General features: G+C 64.8%; 18 protein-coding genes. 12 read left to right on the forward strand and 6 right to left on the reverse strand.

The genetic code is table 11. The annotated features are described in order from the left end of the window. The first annotated feature begins 74 nt into the window (after positions 1-74). The 4 genes from K289_RS43735 to K289_RS0100590 all read left to right on the forward strand — a co-directional run bounded on the left by K289_RS43735 (position 75) and on the right by K289_RS0100590 (position 2,641). Complete coding sequence (locus K289_RS43735) at positions 75-962, forward strand: MBL fold metallo-hydrolase (RefSeq protein WP_035683523.1); 888 nt, start codon at positions 75-77, stop codon at positions 960-962. Positions 963-1,147: 185 nt separating this feature from the next. Further along, positions 1,148-1,324: a hypothetical protein gene (locus K289_RS51400; protein ID WP_198024646.1), complete on the forward strand. Its 177-nt coding sequence runs from the start codon at positions 1,148-1,150 to the stop codon at positions 1,322-1,324. Then, complete coding sequence (locus K289_RS0100585) at positions 1,321-1,530, forward strand: hypothetical protein (RefSeq protein WP_027549659.1); 210 nt, start codon at positions 1,321-1,323, stop codon at positions 1,528-1,530. The genes K289_RS51400 and K289_RS0100585 overlap by 4 nt, the downstream gene beginning before the upstream one ends. Positions 1,531-1,699: 169 nt before the next feature. Then, entirely contained in the window at positions 1,700-2,641 is a 942-nt protein-coding gene (locus K289_RS0100590) for an AEC family transporter (RefSeq protein WP_027549660.1), read from the forward strand. Here the strand turns inward: K289_RS0100590 and K289_RS43745 are convergent. The 4 genes from K289_RS43745 to K289_RS43755 form a co-directional block, all read right to left on the reverse strand. After that, on the reverse strand, positions 2,605-4,026 hold the full coding sequence (locus K289_RS43745) for a hypothetical protein (protein ID WP_063614111.1): 1,422 nt from the start codon (positions 4,024-4,026) through the stop codon (positions 2,605-2,607). The two genes, K289_RS0100590 and K289_RS43745, sit on opposite strands and share 37 nt — an antisense overlap. Before the next feature lie 184 nt (positions 4,027-4,210). After that, positions 4,211-4,501 (reverse strand): hypothetical protein, encoded by a 291-nt coding sequence (locus K289_RS48370; RefSeq protein WP_082908046.1) that lies wholly within the window; start codon positions 4,499-4,501, stop codon positions 4,211-4,213. Positions 4,502-4,612: 111 nt separating this feature from the next. Next, positions 4,613-4,762, reverse strand: a complete 150-nt coding sequence (locus K289_RS43750) for a hypothetical protein (protein ID WP_245283826.1) — start codon at positions 4,760-4,762, stop codon at positions 4,613-4,615. A 95-nt stretch (positions 4,763-4,857) separates the two neighbouring features. Further along, entirely contained in the window at positions 4,858-5,586 is a 729-nt protein-coding gene (locus K289_RS43755) for a helix-turn-helix transcriptional regulator (RefSeq protein WP_051310464.1), read from the reverse strand. Positions 5,587-5,699: 113 nt separating this feature from the next. Between K289_RS43755 and K289_RS0100615 the strand changes: the two genes are divergently transcribed. The 5 genes from K289_RS0100615 to K289_RS0100635 all read left to right on the forward strand — a co-directional run bounded on the left by K289_RS0100615 (position 5,700) and on the right by K289_RS0100635 (position 11,326). Next, the gene (locus K289_RS0100615; protein ID WP_027549661.1) at positions 5,700-6,104 is read left to right on the forward strand and encodes a RidA family protein; all 405 of its coding nucleotides are present in this window, start codon (positions 5,700-5,702) and stop codon (positions 6,102-6,104) included. Positions 6,105-6,178: 74 nt separating this feature from the next. Continuing rightward, on the forward strand, positions 6,179-6,499 hold the full coding sequence (locus K289_RS0100620) for a hypothetical protein (protein ID WP_027549662.1): 321 nt from the start codon (positions 6,179-6,181) through the stop codon (positions 6,497-6,499). A 223-nt stretch (positions 6,500-6,722) separates the two neighbouring features. Further along, complete coding sequence (locus K289_RS0100625; protein WP_027549663.1) at positions 6,723-7,451, forward strand: outer membrane protein; 729 nt, start codon at positions 6,723-6,725, stop codon at positions 7,449-7,451. 172 nt (positions 7,452-7,623) lie between these two features. Beyond that, positions 7,624-9,765 (forward strand): methyl-accepting chemotaxis protein, encoded by a 2,142-nt coding sequence (locus K289_RS0100630; RefSeq protein WP_027549664.1) that lies wholly within the window; start codon positions 7,624-7,626, stop codon positions 9,763-9,765. Between the two features lie 499 nt (positions 9,766-10,264). Further along, positions 10,265-11,326: an MBL fold metallo-hydrolase gene (locus K289_RS0100635; protein WP_027549665.1), complete on the forward strand. Its 1,062-nt coding sequence runs from the start codon at positions 10,265-10,267 to the stop codon at positions 11,324-11,326. Between the two features lie 176 nt (positions 11,327-11,502). Here K289_RS0100635 and aroQ read toward each other — a convergent pair whose 3' ends face one another. Further along, positions 11,503-11,934, reverse strand: a complete 432-nt coding sequence (aroQ, locus tag K289_RS0100640) for a type II 3-dehydroquinate dehydratase (protein WP_027549666.1) — start codon at positions 11,932-11,934, stop codon at positions 11,503-11,505. Positions 11,935-12,271: 337 nt separating this feature from the next. Between aroQ and hemA the strand changes: the two genes are divergently transcribed. Together hemA and K289_RS0100650 are read left to right on the forward strand one after the other, a co-directional pair. Continuing rightward, positions 12,272-13,501 (forward strand): 5-aminolevulinate synthase, encoded by a 1,230-nt coding sequence (gene hemA, locus K289_RS0100645; protein WP_027549667.1) that lies wholly within the window; start codon positions 12,272-12,274, stop codon positions 13,499-13,501. 386 nt (positions 13,502-13,887) lie between these two features. Further along, positions 13,888-17,400: a PAS domain-containing hybrid sensor histidine kinase/response regulator gene (locus tag K289_RS0100650; RefSeq protein ID WP_027549668.1), complete on the forward strand. Its 3,513-nt coding sequence runs from the start codon at positions 13,888-13,890 to the stop codon at positions 17,398-17,400. A gap of 133 nt (positions 17,401-17,533) precedes the next feature. Here the strand turns inward: K289_RS0100650 and K289_RS0100655 are convergent, their stop codons facing one another. Next, positions 17,534-18,205: a response regulator transcription factor gene (locus tag K289_RS0100655; protein WP_027549669.1), complete on the reverse strand. Its 672-nt coding sequence runs from the start codon at positions 18,203-18,205 to the stop codon at positions 17,534-17,536. Between the two features lie 329 nt (positions 18,206-18,534). Between K289_RS0100655 and K289_RS0100660 the strand changes: the two genes are divergently transcribed. Next, positions 18,535-20,160: an MFS transporter gene (locus K289_RS0100660; RefSeq protein WP_198024647.1), complete on the forward strand. Its 1,626-nt coding sequence runs from the start codon at positions 18,535-18,537 to the stop codon at positions 20,158-20,160. Positions 20,161-20,226 lie beyond the last annotated feature (66 nt).

The raw sequence follows: 20,226 nt of genomic DNA on the forward strand, positions 1-20,226 counted from the left end.
GGCATTGCTTATTTAGCTATTGCTAATATATCCGTCAAGACCGACCGAACCGGTGGCATCAGGAGGTTCAAGCCATGTCAGGACAACCCATCATCCGCGCGTTCTTCGACGAGCCGACCAACACGGTGAGCTATCTGGTCGCCGATCCGGCGACCAAGAAGGCCGCCATCATCGACCCGGTATTTGACTACGACCACAACTCGGGCGAGGTGGACACGCGCTCGGTCGAGGCGATGTTGAAGGCCGCGGAAGCAGCAGGCTACACGATCGAATGGGTGCTCGAGACGCATGCCCATGCCGACCACCTCTCGGGCGCCCCTTTCATCAAGGCGAAAACCGGCGCCCAAATCGGCATCGGCGAGCACATCAAGGACGTGCAGCGCATCTTCCGGCCGTTATTCAACGCCACCGACCTGAAGACCGACGGCAGCGACTTCGACCGCCTCTTCCGGGACGGCGAGCGCTTCAAGATCGGCCAACTCGACGTCGAGGTGATCTACACGCCAGGGCACACGCCTGCCGACGTCTCTTACAAGATCGACGATGCCGTGTTCGTCGGCGATACCCTGTTCATGCCGGACTACGGCACGGCTCGCGCCGACTTCCCCGGCGGCGACGCGCACCAGCTCTACCGGTCGATACGGCGGCTCCTGGCGCTGCCGCCCGAGACGCGGCTGTTCATGTGTCACGACTATAAGGCTCCCGGCCGCGACACTTACGCCTGGGAGACGACGGTGCGCGAGGAGCGCGAGAAGAACGTCCAGGTCAGGGAGGGCGTCACAGAGGATGAGTTTGTGGCCCTGCGCCAGGCGCGCGACGCCAGGCTCTCGGCGCCGCGATTGCTGCTGCCCTCCATCCAGGTCAACATTCGCGCCGGCAAATTCCCGCCGGCCGAAGCCAACGGAGTACGCTATCTCACCATTCCCGTGACGCTGAAGGGAGGAGCGGAGACCTGCGTCTAAGCGCAGGCCTTGCGGGCGCTTTTGACCCGGAACCGGGATGGGACCGAATCGGACCGCGGCGCAGTCACGCGTTTTTTATTCCTCGTGACCGAAGCACGGCTTCAAAGCCGCAACCGACACCCTACTTCAACATCGAATGATATCCATCATCTCATGATGGACGCCAGTTAATGATTGGAGTCGACATGGGCGAGGTTATTCAGTTTGTCTCAAGGTCCGAGCGCGAGCGACTGCGCCTCATCAAGGAGGCGCGCGCGATCTATGACAGCATCTTCCCGCCGGCTGATCCGGCGAGCGCGCCGCAGGGCAACGCAGCGATCACTCGCGCGGTCAGCGGCAACGACGGGGGCAACCTCGCGTGATCAAGATCATCGCCGTGCTCTGCAGCCTCTCGTCCCCGGCAAATTGCCACGAGCAGATCGTCACCACCTCGGACTTCGCCAACATCTCGGTGCAGTCCTGCCTGACGGGCGCGCCCCAGCTCGCCGAATGGATGAACCAGCATCCGGCCGAGCGCCTCGCGGCATGGCGTTGCGTGATTGGTCAACAGAACGGCAGGGGAATTTAGGGTCGCGCGGCCGCTTTCCCTGGGCGATTCGATCCGCTTCGTCGCAACAGCCGCGGTGACTGACGAGGACCTATCGAGCCAAGACCGGCTCAAGCAAATCGAACGGTGACGACAATCCATCATCGGAGTAACCTTGCCGTGCAGCCGTTTGGCAGCAGGGGGAAACCGGATGGAAGTCGCCAGCCTCGTCCTTCCCGTGTTCGCGATCATCGTCACCGGCTGGCTCGCCGGGGAGCTCGGCTATCTCTCGCGCTCGCTTGCCGACGCGCTGGTGCATTTTGCCTACAACGTGGCAATGCCGGCGCTGCTGATCGTCACGATCGCGCAGGAGCCGGCACGCAATCTCCTCGAATGGCGCTTTCTGCTCGCCTTCGGCGGCGGCTCGCTGCTCTGCTTCGCGCTGGTCTTCCTGACGGTTCGCGCCGGATCAGAGCATGATCTCGCCAGCAGCACGATCCATGGAATGGCCGCGGCGATGACCAATACCGGGTTCGTGGCGCTGCCGATCCTGCACGCCATCTACGGCCAGCCTGCCGTCCTGCCCGCCGCGGTAGCGACCGTGTTCGTGGCAGCCGTGATGTTTCCGATCACGGTCATCCTGCTTGAACGGCAGAACGCGCACGGGCGATCTTCGCACCCCGCCGGATTGGCGAAGCAGATCCTGCTCAATCCGATGGTGCTGTCGACCCTCATCGGTCTCGTGTGGGCAATCACAGGCTTGCCGATTCCGAAGCCGGTCGCAGCTTATCTGAACATGATCGCAGCCGCGCTCACGCCCTGCGCGCTGTTTGCCATCGGACTTGGTCTGTCGGTCGAAGGCCTGCGTTCCAACCTCAGGGCATCGTTCGCGCTCGCGGCCGTGAAGCTGGTGATCATGCCGCTGATCGTCTACGGACTTTGCGTCGTCTCAGGCCTCAATCCACTCTACACCGTCGCCGCAGTCGTCTGCGCGGCCGTGCCGACGGCAAAGACCGTGTACGTCTTGGCCCACGAGCACAAGGTCGAGGAGAAACTGGTCGCGGCCACGGTTTCGATCACGACGATGCTGTCGGTCGGGACATTGCTGGTCGCGCTCTACCTGCTTTCCGGACTGGCGACGGTCGCGAGCTGACGCGCACGCCAATCGCCCAAAGACGGGACCTCCTCTGGCGCGAGACAGGCATCATCGCAGGATGCTGCCAGCGATCTCGGCGCGAGCCGGTCGCCAGAACTCGCGGCCTGCACAGCGCCGAAATCAAGCAACATGGTGCCGTAGCAAATGACGGCGGCGCTCAGGGGCCCGAAACTGTCCATGAAGGCGTATCCGAACAGGGAGGCTGACGCAGGAAGGCCGATGGCACAGACCAGAATGATCGCGATCGATGCCGGCCTGAGACCCGCGATCAACACTGCGGCGTAGATCGCCAATTCGAAGAAGGCATATTCCTTGAGGCGCGGCGAACACAGATAGAGGGCGTACATCGCGATCGCTGTCAGCCGCGCTGCCTGACGCGGGTGTTCGATCAGCCAGCAATCGAGCCGCATCAGGAAGGAGTTGCGGCGGGACTTCCCGTAGTCTCCCATCGATCGCACCGCCGTCAGGACGAGAGGCGCGACAACGCCCAGTACGCAGGCCGCATACAAGGCGAAAACGACCGGTCGTTGATCGGCCAACCCGAGACGCGTGGCCAGATCCATAGCCAGGACGAAGAAGGACGGATTTCTCTCGCCCAGGGCGACGCTATGTTGCCCCTGTATTTGACCCGAGATCGCGCTGAGCCAGCTGTGGAACAGATCGGCGTACAGAGTCATGGAGATGACAATGGGGAGCGCGAACATTGCCGAAGCCGTCGCGATCAAGGTGACCTTCCTGGCGCGAGACAACGGCAGCAGGTAAAGGGCAGCCACGACCGGAAAGAAGACGAGCTTGAACGACAGGAGCAGGCCCAGCAGCGCCGCACCGATCAGACGGAATGGGAAGTCGAGCTCGCTCTCGCCTGCCGGGCGTTCGGAAGGCAGGAGGAGCGCAAGCGATACTGCGGTCAGGAGCCCGGTGAAGATAACGAAATTCCCCGAGGCCCAAGTCCATTCGAAGCCGAGGAAGCCGCCGATACAGAGCACGCGCAGAGACACATCCCGAACGGTCGAGCGACCGGAAGCGATGCCAGGCAGGAGCAGACCGCAGAGAAGTGCGATCGCCAGGAATAGACCTCGGTAGTGCGTTAAAAGGAGTCCGCCGGCGCAGATCGGGCGAAAGGCATCGAGCGTTACCGGCAGATAGGGATAGGAGAGCTTCGTATCCTTCAGATTTTTGACGTAGTACGGATCCAGGCCCGCGGCATGCGCATCGACGGCCGCGCAGTTGACCCGGGTATCCCAGCCGTACTGCGCATCCAGGCTGGCGTCGGAGACGAGGCTTCCCAAAAGGAGCGCGGCGACGACACCGATCAAGAATGTCAGCCAGATCTCGGATCGCTGTCGGGCAAGCGGGTGCGCCGAGAAGTTTCTTTCGGCCATGAGAATGCCTTCGCGCGAGAGCGTCGCGCACCCGCGTCAGGAGGATCGTCGGCAGGCGTGATGACAGCGATTAGAGCAACACGATCTAAAGTGGAGTAAAGGGCGGCTGCGCAAGCATCTTTTCGCGATCGAAAAGCAGCCGTGGTTAACGGCCAGTTGCCAGTTGGCGTGCCGGGCTGAGCCTCTACCTGATCGGCGGGTTGGTGTTGCTCCAAGTGGGGACGGCGTTGGTCACGCCGACCGACGGCCAATTATATGTGCCGATCGATGGCGCCGTGACCGTCCCGATCGCCGGTCCGGAGCTGCCGTAGGTCCTGGGTTGCGCTGCTGCGGACACTCCGACGCTCCCGTAGCTCGGAGCCACCACACGCGTGGCATGGTGTCGGACAGACCTGCTCTTCGCCTCGGCGGCGAAGGGTGCCGCAAGCAGCCCGACAGTGATGATTGCGGTAATGGCGAGTCTGGTGCTTGTCATGGCTGATCCTTTCGTCGGCGCGCCTGCCGCTCATCGATGCAATGGATGCGTGCAGGCCAGACTTACAACGCCGCGCACGTCGGAATGTGCCGGAGTGCAACAACGTTGTGATCAGCGGCGCTTGGGGCGGCACGGCTTGCGGTTATGCCGCTCCTTCACGGTCGCGACCGCATGCATCATATCCTTGAAGGCCGCGACCGCCTTGCCGTCGCCGATCACGTTGTCGGGATGCGTTTCCAGACGCTCGATCACGGCGAGCAACGCGTCGGCGATCTGGCCGATCTGCTTTCCGTAGCTGGCGACATCCGACAGGACGTCGCGCTCGACTTCCGGCGGCGAGAGATCAGCACGCGAATTCAGGGGCGCGCATTCGACAAGCCGCGCCGATCGCCATCGCCCAGATCAATGCCGAATGTCCTGCGCAAGCCGATTTGGCCGGCCGGCGTGATGCGCACGATCCGAGTGTCGCGATCCCGCCTCAGCCAGCCACGCTCCAGGCAGCACCGGTGAATTTCCGCACCGACGTGACCGGCGACGTGATAGCGGCGCTCGCTCCAGTCCAGGCATGGTCGGCAGAAGATGCGCCTGCTCCCGGGCTTCGGCGCCAGCTCGGCACCAAACGCGGTGAGGAAACGTGCCCCCGAAACCGTCAGCTCGCCGCCGTCATCGGTGAGGACGACGTGCCCCTTGGCAACGAGGCCGTCGGCGATGGCGACGCCCAGATAGCCGGCCAGATGGTCATAGCAGGTGCGCGCGAAACGGAGCCGGTCGTCGGCGATCGAGCGCGGCTGGTGGCGCTGCGGGACTTCGATCGCGGCAACGGCCTTGATGCCCTCCAGCATCCTGGCGACCAGGGGCGAGGCAATGCGGTAATAGCGGTTGCGGCGCTTCTGCGTCACGTGAAGCAGCCGCGCGCCGACCAGCTTGCCGAGATGTCCGCTCGCAGTGGATCTTGATATTCGTGCGCGCGCGGCGAGCTCGCTCGCAGTCAGCGCCTGTCCGCCCATCAGCGCCGCCAGCATGGTGGCGCGGGCGGTGTCGCCAACCAGCGCCGCCACCTCGACCATGTTTGCCGCCGCGACCATGGAGAAATCGTATCGCGGCGATCCCGGCGCGACAACGGGAATGGTTTGGCGCCGGCCGAACCATTCGGTGCTGAGCGCGCCCTATCGTAGCCTTCCAAATCCGGAGGAGCCGCATGAAACGAATCCGCGTGGAGCCGCTGTCGACCTATCTGGAGCGTCGCCGCAAAGGCCCGGTCTATCCGGTCGTCGTCGCCGAGGGCCTGGTCTATCTGTCCGGCCTGCCGCCGTTCGACCCTGATACAGGCGACATCAAGCGGCTGCCGTTCGAGCGACAAGTCGAGATCGTGTTCGATCAGATGAAGCGCTGCCTGGAAGCGGCGGGGTCCTCGCTGGCACAGGTCATCAAGTGCAACGTCTATTGCACGCCAGATCCGGCGCACTTCACCGCGTTCAACGAAGTCTACGCCCGCTACTTCCAGGAGGAATCGCCTGCGCGCATCTTCGTGCATGTCCCGTCATGGCCCGGGCCGTTCGACGTGGAGGTCGACTGCGTCGCGCTGGCAGGTCCCGGCGGCTGAGACCGGCCGCCTTCGGATGGACCCGAATCAGCGCTAGTGCATTGCCTTCAGAGACTCCCCTGGACGCGATGGACATGACAGGCCCCGAACTGAAGCAACTCCGCACCGACCTCTCCGACGCCATCGAGCGGAAGCTGACCGCGGTCGACATGGCAAAACTGTGCGGATTGCCGGAGAAGGGCGGCGCCGACACGATCCGGCGCTGGGAGGTGAGCGGCCCGACGCCGTCCGCGACCAAGGTGCTGCGCGTGCTCGCGATGGCGAGCGAGCGCCATCCGATCCTGGACAACTTCAACGTCTTCGATCGGCACGACGTGCGCGAGGAAGACCGCCCGGCGCGGCGCGCGGCCTTCCGCGCGCAGATGTGCGACGAGGTGCGGCGCCGTCTTGGTTAACGAAAGGCGCACACAAGCTGCTCGAGGCTTGCAATCTTAAGCCTTCCTTCATCACTTCTTAAGTCGCCATTAAGCACGAAAAGCATTTACAGCCCAATAAGTTACGTTGGCTGCCGCTGTGCCACGGATGTGACAGCATTTTCTTCAAAAGCAAGCTATCTGCGAAAGCAACGACGGCGCGGCAAGCGCGCCTGCCGGGAATGAAGTGTTGGAGTTTAGGACGATGAAGAAGATTCTGTTTGCGACCGTGGCGCTGCTCGTGGTGGGCGCGGCCGCGCCGGCCGTCGGTGCCGATCTGGGCGCCCGCAACTATTACAAGTCGGCCGCGCCGGCCTATGTCGCGCCGATCTACAACTGGACGGGATTCTATATCGGCGGGCATGTCGGCGGCGCATTCTCCAGCGACAACAATTTCAACGGCCTCTCCACCGGCAACAACGGCAATGGCCGTTTCCTCGGCGGCGTGCAGGTCGGCGCGGACTGGCAGCTCAACCCGAATTTCGTTGTCGGCCTCGAAGGCCAGTATTCCTGGCTCTCCGGCAATGTCGGCGCGGTGTTCCCCGGTGGCTTTGCCTACACCAACGACCAGCGCGGGCTCGGCTCGATCACCGGTCGCGTCGGCTACACCTGGGGTCCGGGCCTCGTCTACGTGAAGGGCGGCTACGCCTATTCCGACAACAACGAGAAGGTGACGCTCGGCGGCACGCCGGTCGGCTTCCTCATCGATGGCGATCACCGCAACGGCTACACCGTCGGCGCCGGCATCGAATACATGTTCGCGCCGAACTGGTCGGCCAAGGCCGAGTACCAGTACTACAATTTCGGCGACGCGCATTTCGTCGCACCCGCGGGTCCGCTCGTTGCGGCCCGCAACTTCACGACCGACGACCACACCGTCAAGGCCGGCGTCAACTACCGCTTCAACTGGGCGAGCCCGGCCGCGCGTTACTGACCGGTTAGCAAAACCTTACCGTGAAGGGCCGGCAGTCTTGCCGGCCCTTCTTTTTCGCCCTGCTTTTTTCGCTCTGCGGAACGCGCGCAAGCAATTGCGCAAATTGCGATTTTTTAACCGGCCCCGTCGATACTGCGCCCCGAAAACAAGCAAGAGCGTTGGGGGAATATCGATGGCGATCCGTCTGGGCCTTGGCCGTTTCCGGCCTCGTTTCTCGTTGCCGAAATGGGGCGTGCGCTTCAGCCTGTTCGCCGCCTTCGCGGTGATCGCGGGCATGGGCCTCGTGATCTCGGCCGGCGCCGGCTTCGTGCTGCAGAATCTCGGCGGACGCATGACCGAGCTGAGCGGGCGGGACATTCCACGCCTTGCCGCAAGCCTGCAATTGTCGGCACTGAGCGCGAGCCTCGCGGCACAGGGACCGGCGCTGCTTGCAGCTCAAAGCGAGGACGCCCTGAACGAGCGCACCAGGAAGCTCAGGGAATTGCAGGAGCAGACACAGCAGAAGCTCGGCGAGATCATCGAGCTCGGCGCCGACAAGAGCGTCGTCTCCGGGCTCAGCGAGACCATCAAGAGCATCAACGAGGCGGCCCAGAGCCTGGCCAAGGCCGCCCGCGAGCGGCTGGATATCGCCGCCCTCCATGACAAGCAATATGACGCCCTGCGCAGCGCGCAGAGCGAGTTCGTCGGCGCGGCCAGTCCGGCGATGCTGAACGCTCAGACCCAGGTCAACGCCATTCTCGGGTCGGCCAACCTCTCCGCCGAAGATGCCACCGAAGCCGCGCAGACCGTCGGCCAGCTCGGCAACGTCGTCGCCAGCGGCAATCTCGCAGCCGCCGACATGAGCGCGGCCCTGTCGGCGAACACGAGCGACAAGCTCGACGACATCCAGAAGGAATTCAAGACGGCACAGGGGCGCCTGCGGTCCAACCTCGATCTGTTGCCGAACAATCAGGGCACCAAGATGCTGCGCGAGACGGCCGAAAAGCTGCTCGCGCTCGGCACCGGCAAGACCGGCGTGTTCAACCTGCGTGAGAAGGAGCTCGACTCCATCGACTACGGCCAGACCATTCTGGACGAGACGCGCAAGCTCAATGTCGGCCTCAGCATTAGCGTGCAGCAGCTCGTCGACGGCGTGCAGAAGGAGACCAACGCGTCGACCTTCCAGGCGCGCCAGGAGATCTCGCTCGCCACCGCCGTCATGCTGGCGCTCGGCGCGCTGACGCTGGTCGGCTCGGCCCTGTTCGTCTGGCTTTATGTCGGCCGCAACATCCTGCGCCGGATCGGCTCCCTGCAGCGCGCGATGCAGCTGCTTTCCGCCGGCGATCTCGACACCGAGATCGCGCGCTCGAAGCACAATGACGAGATCGGCGCGATGACCGATACGCTCCAGGTGTTCCGCGAAAGCATGCTCGAGGCCCGCGCGCTGTCGGGCGAGCAGGACAAGGATCGCGTCGCCAAGGCCGAGCGTGCCGCACGCATGGAGGCGAAGATCGCGGAGTTCGAGGGCACGGTGCGAACCGCGCTCGACAACCTCGCGCTGTCAGCCAATTCGATGCAGGCGACTGCGCAGAGCATGTCGAACACGGCCGACCAGTCAAGCGCGCTGGTGAACGCGGTCGCGTCCGCGGCCGAGGAGACCTCGGTCAACGTACAGACCGTGTCCGCCGGCACCGAGCAGCTGTCGTCCTCGATCCAGGAGATCAGCCGCCAGGTGGTCACCTCGTCCGAGATCGCCAGGAAGGCCGTCAGCGAAGCCGGCGCCACCGACACCACCGTGCAGGGCCTTGCCGACAGCGCGAGCCGCATCAGCGTCGTGGTCGATCTGATCCAGACCATCGCCTCGCAGACCAACCTGCTCGCGCTCAACGCCACCATCGAGGCGGCGCGCGCGGGCGAGGCCGGCCGCGGCTTCGCCGTGGTCGCCTCGGAGGTGAAGAGCCTGGCAAGCCAGACCGCGAAGGCGACGGAGGAGATCCGCACCCAGATCGCCAGCATGCAGTCAGTCACGACCTCCGCGGTCGGTGCCATCAGGGACATCGGCCAGACCATCGGCGAGATCAACGACGTGACCACGGCGATCGCGGCTGCGGTCGAGCAACAGGGCGCGGCAACCCGCGAGATCGCCCGCAACATCCAGCATGCGGCCGGCGGCACCAGCGAGGTCTCCAGCAACATCGTCGGCGTCTCCACCGCCTCGGCCGAAGCCGGCGCCGCTGCCACCGAAGTGCTGAGCGCCTCCGACGCGCTCCGCCGCGAAGCCGACACGCTGCGCTCGGAGATCGACGCGTTCCTCAACAACATGCGGGCGGCGTAACGCGCCTACCGCAAAAGGACTGCCCCTCCCTCTCCCGCTTGCGGGTAGGGCAATCGCATATGAGAGAGAGCTTGGCAGGTAGGCTCCTTGCGGCCCATCCTTCGAGACGCCCGCTTTTGGCGGGCTCCTCAGGATGAGGTCTTGTTTTTCGGCAAAATCTTAGACCCTCATGGTGAGGAGCGCCGCCTTACGGCGCGTCTCGAACCATGAAGGCCGAGCGCGTTCCCGCCGCAAGAGCATATGCGATAGCCCTGCGGTTGCGGGAGGGCCGGGGTGGAGGTGCCTCCGCATGTCGGAGATTCTCGGAGAAAATCCCTCTGGGGAGAGAACCCCCACCCGGCGCTTCGCGCCGACCTCCCCCGCAAGCGGGAGAGGTAAGCGAATTCGCGGCACGCCATCCCATACGACGGAAAAATCAGGCCCGGTATGACGACCATGCACGCCGCCCAGTGCCCTTTTTCGGCTGGCGCGGCGTCCCCGGTGGGTTTAAGCCGGTAGCATGCATACGAAGACCGACAGCGTGCAGTCCTCGGCCGAGGCGCTGCGTTATCCCTGGGAACAGCATCCCGGCCCCGAAGAGGTCGTGGAGGTGCGATCCGGTGTGTTGTGGGTGCGGCTGACACTGCCGTTCCGCCTCAACCACGTGAACATCTACCTGCTCGCCGACGGCGACGGTTACGCCATGGTGGATACCGGCTTCGGCAACGAAGAGACGATCGAGGCCTGGACGAAACTGTTCGAGGGTCCGCTGAAGAGCGTCAACATCACCCGGCTCATCGTCACTCATTCGCACCCTGATCATGTCGGGCTCGCGGGCTGGATCGTCGAGCGGTTCAACTGCCCGCTGGTGATGTCGCAGGTCGAATATCTCCAATCGGTTTATCACCAGAACCGCGGCACCGAGGAGCGGCGCAACGCGCAGCGGCTGTTCTTCCGCCGTCACGGCATGGACGAGTCGCTCACCGAAAAACTGCTCGGCCGCGGCCAGGATTATCTCAAGCGCGTCTCGGTGCTGCCACCATCCTATCGCCGCATCTCGCATGGCGACGAGGTCGTGATCGGCACCCGCCGGTTCAAGGTGATCACCGGCGGCGGGCACGCGCTCGACCAGGTGATGCTCTATTGCGCCGACGACAAGCTGTTCCTGTCCGCCGACCAGGTGCTGAGCAAGATCTCGCCGAACGTCAGCGTCTGGGCGGTCGAGCCCGACCAGAACTCGCTCGGCGAATATCTGGCCTCGCTGGCGAGCCTCACCACCACCCTGCCCTATGACGTGCTGGTGCTGCCCGGCCACGGCGTGCCATTCTACGGCCTGAAGACCCGCATCAAGCAGCTCGCCGATCACCACGAGGAGCGCTGCCGGCTGATCGCGGATGCCTGCCGCGAGGTGCCGAAGACCTCGCGGGAGTTGGTGCCCGTGGTGTTCAACAAGCACGTGCTGGACGAACACCAGATGGGCTTTGCCTCCGGCGAACTGGTCGCCCACGTCAATTACATGCTGGTCGAGGGCCGGCTGACGGCCGAGACGCAGGACGGCGTGCTCCAGTTCAGGACGACGTGAACGCTGCTTCGCCTCTCCCCGCTTGCGGGGAGAGGCCGGATTGCATCGGAGATGCAATCCGGGTGAGGGGGACTCTCCACGAATCCCACTATCACCGCCCCCGTGGAGAGTCCCCCTCACCCCGACCCTCTCCCCGCAAGCGGGGCGAGGGAGCAGACCTCCGCCGCGGCCACAGCTCACTTCATGTTCGCAATCGCGTGCATCGCCGCAATGTAGCCATAAGGCCCCAGCCCGCAGATCACGCCCGTCGCCACGAACGAGATCTTCGAGTGGCGGTGATATTCGTCCCGGGCGTGGATGTTGGAGATGTGGACCTCCAGCACCGGGCCGTCGAACACCTTGATCGCGTCCATGATCGCGACCGATGTGAAGGAGAAGCCGGCCGGATTGATGATGATGGCATCCGCATCCTGCCGCGCCGACTGGATCAGGTCGACGATGACACCCTCGTGGTTGGACTGGTGGAAGGCGACGGAAAGCCCGAGCTTTGCGGCATTCTCCTCGCAGTTCGCCCTGATCTGGTCGAGCGTCGTCGTGCCGTAGATATGCGGCTCACGGATACCCAGGAGATTCAGATTGGGACCGTTGAGGATCAATACGCGCTTCATGGGCCATCCTTTCGCATGGAATATCTGGAGCTGACGCCTGATCCCGCTTGAAAGAGGGATCGCGGCGGCTCAGCCCGCTCGGGCAATCATGAACGGATGGGCGCCATGGACAAAATGTCCATGCCAGGCTTGGCGACGCCGTCGCCTGTTCGATCCGGCCTCAGGCGCGGCAGGCCTGCGCTAGCCGGTTGATCCAAATCAACAATTACGGCTGGCCGGCTATTATCAATTTGCCCGGTCGCCGCGCCCGAAATGTGGGCCGGCACATGGACATTGGAGCTGGAAAAGCTCTAAAAATGAGCGGCCGCATTGGCCGGGTTCCGCTGCAGGTCTGTCGATGGATTATAACCACTTCTTCAATTCCGCCCTCGATCGTCTCCACACCGAGCGCCGCTACCGCGTTTTCGCCGACCTCGAGCGCATGGCCGGCCGGTTCCCGCATGCGGTCTGGCACTCGCCGAAGGGCAAGCGCGACGTCGTGATCTGGTGCTCCAACGATTATCTCGGAATGGGCCAGCACCCGAAGGTCGTGGGCGCCATGGTCGAGACCGCGACCCGCGTCGGCACCGGCGCCGGGGGAACGCGCAACATCGCCGGCACGCACCATCCGCTGGTGCAGCTCGAGGCCGAGCTCGCCGATCTCCACGGCAAGGAAGCCGCGCTGCTGTTCACCTCCGGCTACGTCTCGAACCAGACCGGCATTGCAACCATCGCCAAGCTCATTCCGAACTGCCTGATCTTGTCGGACGAGCTCAACCACAATTCGATGATCGAGGGCATCCGCCAGTCCGGCTGCGAGCGGATCGTGTTCCGCCACAACGATCTCGCCGATCTCGAAGAGCTGTTGAAGGCCGCCGGTCCGAACCGGCCGAAGCTGATCGCCTGCGAGAGCCTCTATTCCATGGACGGCGACGTGGCTCCGCTCGCAAAAATCTGCGATCTCGCCGAGAAGTATGGCGCGATGACCTATGTCGACGAGGTCCACGCGGTCGGCATGTACGGCCCGCGCGGCGGCGGCATCGCCGAGCGTGACGGCGTGATGCATCGCATCGACATCCTCGAAGGCACGCTGGCGAAAGCGTTCGGCTGCCTCGGCGGCTACATCGCCGCCAACGGCCAGATCATCGACGCCGTGCGCTCCTACGCGCCGGGCTTCATCTTCACCACCGCGCTGCCGCCGGCGATCTGCTCGGCCGCGACCGCCGCGATCAAGCATCTGAAGACCTCGAACTGGGAGCGCGAGCGCCACCAGGACCGCGCCGCCCGCGTCAAGGCGATCCTCAACGCCGCCGGCCTGCCGGTGATGTCGAGCGACACCCACATCGTGCCGCTGTTCGTCGGCGATCCCGAGAAGTGCAAGCAGGCCTCCGACCTGCTGCTGGAAAACCACGGCATCTACATCCAGCCGATCAACTATCCGACCGTCGCCAAGGGCACCGAGCGGCTGCGCATCACGCCCTCGCCCTATCACGACGACGGCCTGATCGATCAGCTCGCCGAAGCCCTGCTGCAAGTCTGGGACCGCCTCGGCCTGCCGCTCCGCGAGAAGTCGCTGGCCGCGGAGTAGGGCGCTCGTCTTTCTCCAATCCAACGCGCACCGTCCCCGGGGCTACCCCCCCTCCCCAGCCCTCCCCCGCAAGGGGGGAGGGAGCACAGTGTTGCTTGCGGAATCAGGCAAAGTACACGGCGCGCTCATCTAGCCTCGCACTCCGCTCTTTCCGTTCCCTCCCCCCTTGCGGGGGAGGGTCAGGGAGGGGGGTGCCACACGGGGACTCGCTCAGTATTCCCAAGGCCGCCCTCGCGCACACGGCAGCGCGCCAGCGGCTTAACCTCGATGATAGTTCCTAAACGCCCCGGGAAAATCGCTGTCGCTTGCGGCGGCTTAACGCGCTAAATTTGCTCGGAAAATGAGATCGGGCGCGAGGTTTCGCGCCCAGGGAGAGCGCGCTCGCCATGCTGCACGACTGGGGCGTGATCGTTGCCGCCTTCGGCTACATCGGCTTCCTGTTCCTGGTGGCGAGCCACGGCGACCGCCGCTCGCCGGCCAAGCCCGGCCGTGCCTCCGGGCTGATCTATCCGCTGTCGCTGGCGATCTACTGCACCTCCTGGACCTTCTTCGGCTCGGTCGGCTTCGCCACCCGCACCTCGACCGACTTCCTCGCGATCTATGTCGGCCCTGTCCTGATGATCGGGCTCGGCACCGGCGTGCTGCGCCGCGTGATCCAGCTCGCCAAAACCCACAACATCACCTCGACCGCCGACTTCATCGGCGCGCGCTACGGCAAGAGCCAGGCGGTGGCCGCGACCGTGGCGCTGATCGCGATCATCGGCTCGGTGCCCTACATCGCGCTCCAGCTCAAGGCAGTGGCCTCCTCGCTGGAGACGATCTTGAGCGAGGACCAGGCCTTCTCCCACATCCCGATCCTCGGCGACATGGCGCTGATGGTGACGCTGGCGATGGCGGCCTTCGCCGTGCTGTTCGGCACGCGGCAGACCGACGCGACCGAGCACCAGCACGGCCTGATGCTCGCGATCGCGACCGAATCCATCGTCAAGCTGGTCGCCTTCCTCGCTGCCGGCATCTTCGTCACGTTCTGGATGTTCTCGCCGCACGAGCTGGTCGAGCGCGCCATGAAGACGCCGGAGGCGGTGCGCACGATCAACTATTCGCCGTCGATCGGCAACTTCCTCACCATGACGCTGCTGTCGTTCTGCGCGATCATGCTGCTGCCGCGCCAGTTCCACGTCAGCGTGGTGGAGAATTCGTCCGATGCCGAGGTCGGCCGCGCGCGCTGGCTGTTCCCGCTCTATCTCGTCGCCATCAATTTGTTCGTGATCCCGATCGCCCTCGCCGGCCTCGTCAGCTTCCCGTTCGGCGCCGTCGATCCCGACATGTATGTGCTGGCGTTGCCGATGGAGGGCGGCGCGGAGCTGCTCAGCGTCGCGATCTTCGTCGGCGGCCTGTCGGCGGCAACCGCGATGGTCATCGTCGAATGCGTCGCGCTCTCGATCATGGTCTCGAACGACCTCGTGGTGCCGCTGGTGCTGCAGCGCCGGCCCGAGGGGCGCACCGGCGGGGCCGATTTCAGCGACTTCCTGCTGCGCTCGCGGCGGCTTGCGATCTTCGCCATCATGGTGATGGCCTATTTCTACTATCGCGCGCTCGGCAACACCCAGCTCGCGGCGATCGGCCTGCTCTCCTTCGCCGCCATCGCCCAACTCGCACCCAGCTTCTTCGGCGGGCTGCTCTGGCGGCGCGCGACCGCGCGCGGCGCGATCGGCGGCATGCTGGTCGGATTCGCGGTGTGGGTCTACACGCTGTTCCTGCCGAGCTTCATGGACTCCTCGACGTCAGGCATCCTGCTGCTGCAGCACGGCCCGTTCGGCATCGAGGCGCTGCGGCCGCAGGCACTGTTCGGTGCCGACCTCCCGCCGCTGCTGCACGGTGTCGCCTGGTCGCTGTCGCTCAACATCCTCACCTATGTCGCTCTGTCGCTGGCACGGCAGCCGACCTCGATCGAGCTTGTCCAGGCCGACCTGTTCGTGCCGAACACGCTTGCGCCGATCGCCCCGAACTTCCGCCGCTGGCGCACCACGATCACGGTGCAGGACATCCAGAGCACGGTCGCGCAATATCTCGGCCCCGACCGCGCGCGGCACTCCTTCGAGGCCTTCGCGGCCCGGCGCAACATGCGGCTGGAGCCCGGCGCGCCCGCCGATTTCGAGCTGTTGCAGCACGCCGAGCATTTGATTGCCTCCTCGATTGGCGCGGCCTCCTCGCGGCTCGTGATGTCGCTCTTGCTGCGCAAGCGGACGGTCTCGGCGAAGGCCGCGCTGAAACTGCTCGATGATTCCCATGCAGCGCTGCATTTCAACCGCGAGGTCCTGCAGACCGCGCTCAACCATGTGCGCCAGGGCATCGCGGTGTTCGACGCCGACCTGCAGCTGATCTGCTCCAACCGCCAGTTCGGCGATCTCCTCAACGTGCCGCCGCATTTCATCCAGTTCGGTACGCCTTTGCGCGAGATCCTGGAATTCATGGGAGCGAGCAATCCCACCGACCCGGCCGAGCGCGAAACCCTGCTGGAGGTACGCCTCGCGGCCTACACCACCGACAGCGAGCCCTATCTGGAGCGCCTGCCGGACCGGCACATGGTGATCGAGGTGCTGACCAACCGCATGCCCGGCGGCGGCTTCGTCATCACCTTCACCGACGTCACGCCGACCTTCGAAGCGGCCGAAGCGCTGGAGCGCGCCAATGCGACGCTGGAGAAGCGCGTGCGCGACCGCACCGAGGAGCTGACGCTGCTGAACTCGGAGCTGGCGCTCGCCAAGAGCACGGCGGAAGACGCCAACATCTCCAAGACGCGATTCCTCGCCGCCGCCAGCCACGACATTCTCCAACCGCTGAACGCGGCACGGCTTTATGTCACGAGCCTCGTCGAGCGCCAGCACAGTGGCGAGGAGACGCGGCTGGTCGAGAACATCGACGAGTCGCTGCAGGCGATCGAGGAGATCCTCGGCGCGCTGCTCGACATCTCGCGGCTCGATGCCGGCGCGATGACGACCTCGATCTCGAGCTTCAGGATGGCCGATCTGATGCGCTCGCTGGAGATCGAGTTCGCTCCGATCGCGCGCGCCAAGGGCCTCGAGCTTGTCTTCGTGCCCTGCTCGCTGCCGGTGAAGTCGGACAGGCTTCTGCTGCGGCGGTTGCTTCAGAACCTGATCTCCAATGCGATCAAATACACCCCGCGCGGCCGCGTGCTGGTCGGCTGCCGCCGCCGCGGCGAATCGCTCAAGATCTGTGTCTACGACACCGGCGTCGGCATCCCCGCCGTCAAGCGCGGCGAGATCTTCAAGGAATTCCACCGCCTCGAGCAGGGTGCGCGAATTGCGCGCGGCCTGGGGCTCGGGCTGTCGATCGTCGAGCGGCTGGCGCGCGTGCTCAAGCACGGCATCGCGATCGACGCCAATGCCAGCGGCGGCTCGGTATTCTCCGTGACCGTGCCGACGGCAAAGGCGGTGACCCACACCGCTGCGGTCACCAGCGCGACGCCGCTGGCGCGCACGCCGATCGCGGGCGCGCTGATCGTCTGCATCGAGAACGATGCGGCGATCCTCGACGGCATGCGCACGCTGCTGAAGGCCTGGGACGCCGAGGTCATCGCGGTGGCCGATCCGGAAGCCGCGATCGCGGCGATCGAGGTCGCCGGCCGCCGCGTCACCGGCCTCCTCGTCGACTACCATCTCGACCGCGGCAACGGTATCGCCGCCATCCGCGACATCCGCCGCCGCTTCGGCGACAGCATTCCCGCGATCCTGATCACCGCCGACCGCAGTCCTGCCGTGCAGGTCGCCGCGCGCGAGGAAAACATCGCGGTGCTGAACAAGCCGGTAAAGCCCGCCTCGCTCCGCGCTTTGCTCGGGCAGTGGCGCACGCAGCAGATGGTGGCAGCGGCGGAGTGAGCGGCGGAACGGAAGCAGGACGTGCTTTCACGCGTCCCGTCATCCTTCGAGGCCTCCGCTACGCTCCGGCACCTCCAGCGACAATGGCTTCGCCATTGCGCGGGGATGACGGTCTAATAGCAGCGAACGGCTCTTACCCCGTCGGCGAGCCCTGTTTCCACTGGCCGCCGGCGATCTTGGCGGCGGCGATCACGGCCTGCGTGCGGCTCTCGACGCCGAGCTTTTGCAGGATCGCAGAGACATGCGCCTTGATGGTCGCCTCGGAGACACCGAGCTCGTAGGCGATTTGCTTGTTGAGCAGCCCTTCCGACAGCATCATCAGGACCCGCACCTGCTGCGGGGTCAGCGTCACCAGGCGGTCGCGCAGGCGGGTCATGTCGGGATCGGCCACGGCCGACAGGTCGGTGTCGGCGGGAACCCAGACGTCGCCGTCCATGATCTTGAGGATGGCGTCGCGCAGCGTCTCGACGCCGAAGCGCTTGGGGATGAAGCCGGAGGCGCCGAAATCGAGCGAGCGGCGGATGGTGGCGCTGTCGTCAGAAGCCGAGACGATCACCACCGGGATCGCAGGATATTGCGCTCGCAGATAGATCAGGCCGGAAAAGCCCGAGATCCCGGGCATCGAGAGGTCGAGCAGGATCAGGTCGAAGTCGGGGGTCTGCTCCAGGAGTTTCGTCAGATCCTCGAACGATCCCGCCTCGTCGATCTTGGCCGAGGTCAGGACGCCCGCCACGGCCTGCCGTAGCGCGTCGCGGAACAGGGGATGATCATCGGCGATGACGAGATGGGTGGAGGGAGCGTTCATCGATCTCTTCTGTGGTTCGACGGGCCGGTTAGCTGGACCCGCGCCTCGGTCAATTCTTTCCCGGCCGGCCGTGGCATGCAAGTACACATTATCCCTTTGCTGCAAAGGGGTTAATCCGCAAAGCGTGGCCCCGGGTACCCGCGGCGTCAGGCCAATGTCAGTGCGCAAGGCCGAAAGTCGTATTGGGGCGAGTTTCACGCCGATGTTACCTTCACCGCAAGACCCAGGTTGATCCGGCTCGTCCGGACAACCCGGGACGCGAGGAAACGCATTTCGGGGAGCGACCCAATATGTCGACAGTTGCTGTGTCTCAGGCACGCGCGGGGGGTATGACGAAGGACGAACGGTTCGTCATTCTCGCCTCTTCGCTCGGTACCGTCTTCGAGTGGTACGATTTCTACCTCTACGGCTCGCTGGCCGGCATCATCGGCGCGCAGTTCTTCTCGGATTATCCGCCCGCCACCCGCGACATCTTCGCGCTGCTCGCCTTCGCGGCCGGCTTCCTGGTGCGTCCGTTCGGCGCGATCGTGTTCGGGCGCGTCGGCGACATCGTCGGCCGCAAATACACCTTCCTCGTCACCATCCTCATCATGGGTATGTCGACCTTCATCGTCGGCCTGCTGCCGAACGCGGCAACCATCGGCATCGCGGCCCCGATCATCCTGATCGCGCTGCGCCTCGCCCAGGGTCTGGCACTCGGCGGCGAATATGGCGGTGCGGCGACCTACGTTGCCGAGCATGCCCCGAACGGCAGGCGCGGCTACTACACCTCCTTCATCCAGACCACTGCCACGCTCGGCCTGTTCCTGTCGCTGCTGGTGATCCTGTTCACCCGCACCGCGACGGGCGAAGCCGACTTCGCGAAGTGGGGCTGGCGCATCCCGTTCCTGGTCTCGGTGCTGCTGCTCGGCATCTCGGTCTGGATCCGGCTGCGGCTCAATGAATCGCCGATCTTCCAGAAGATGAAGGACGAGGGGAAGAGCTCGAAGGCGCCGCTGACGGAGGCCTTCGCGAACTGGCAGAACGGCAAGCTCGTCCTGCTCGCTTTACTCGGTGGCACCATGGGCCAGGGCGTGGTCTGGTACACCGGCCAGTTCTATGCGCTGTTCTTCCTGCAATCGATCCTCAAGGTCGACGGCTACACCGCCAACCTGTTGATCGCCTGGTCGCTGCTGTTCGGCACCGGCTTCTTCATCGTGTTCGGCGCGCTCTCCGACAGGATCGGCCGCAAGCCGATCATCCTCGGCGGCTGCCTGATCGCGGCGCTGACCTTCTTCCCGATCTTCAAGATGATCACCACCAACGCCAACCCGGCGCTGGAGAAGGCGATCGAATCGACGAAGGTCGAGGTGGTGGCCGATCCCCTGACCTGCGGCGATCTGTTCAATCCGGTCGGCACCCGCATCTTCAGTGCACCTTGCGACATCGTGCGCGCCTTCCTGTCACAGTCGTCGGTCAGGTACACGACGGCCCCCGCCCCGGCAGGCTCGGGGGTCAAGGTCGTCGTCAATGGCAAGGAAGTGCCCTACGCGAACGCCAAGGACGGCAACCCGGCGGTCCTCGCCGCGGTGCAGGCGGCCGGCTATCCTAAGGCGGGCGACGCCGGCATCGTGAAGATGTCGAACCCGTTCGACATCTTCCGTCCGCAGGTGGCTGCGATCATCGGCTTGCTCTTCATCCTGGTGATCTTCGTCACCATGGTGTACGGGCCGATCGCGGCGATGCTTGTCGAGCTGTTCCCGACCCGCATCCGCTACACCTCGATGTCGCTGCCCTATCACATCGGTAACGGCTGGTTCGGCGGCCTCCTGCCCGCGACCGCGTTCGCGATCGTGGCCTCGACCGGCGACATCTATGCCGGCCTCTGGTACCCGATCGTGTTCGCGGTGATCACCGCGGTGGTCGGCTTCCTGTTCCTGCCCGAGACGAAGGACGTCGATATCAAGGCGACCTGATCGGACGGGCCGATCCCTGCCAAATACAAGCCGGCCGCGGATCCCGCGGCCGGTTTTGTTTTGGGC

The organism is Bradyrhizobium sp. Cp5.3, from assembly GCF_000426265.1.
Classification (GTDB): Bacteria; Pseudomonadota; Alphaproteobacteria; order Rhizobiales; family Xanthobacteraceae; genus Bradyrhizobium; species Bradyrhizobium neotropicale.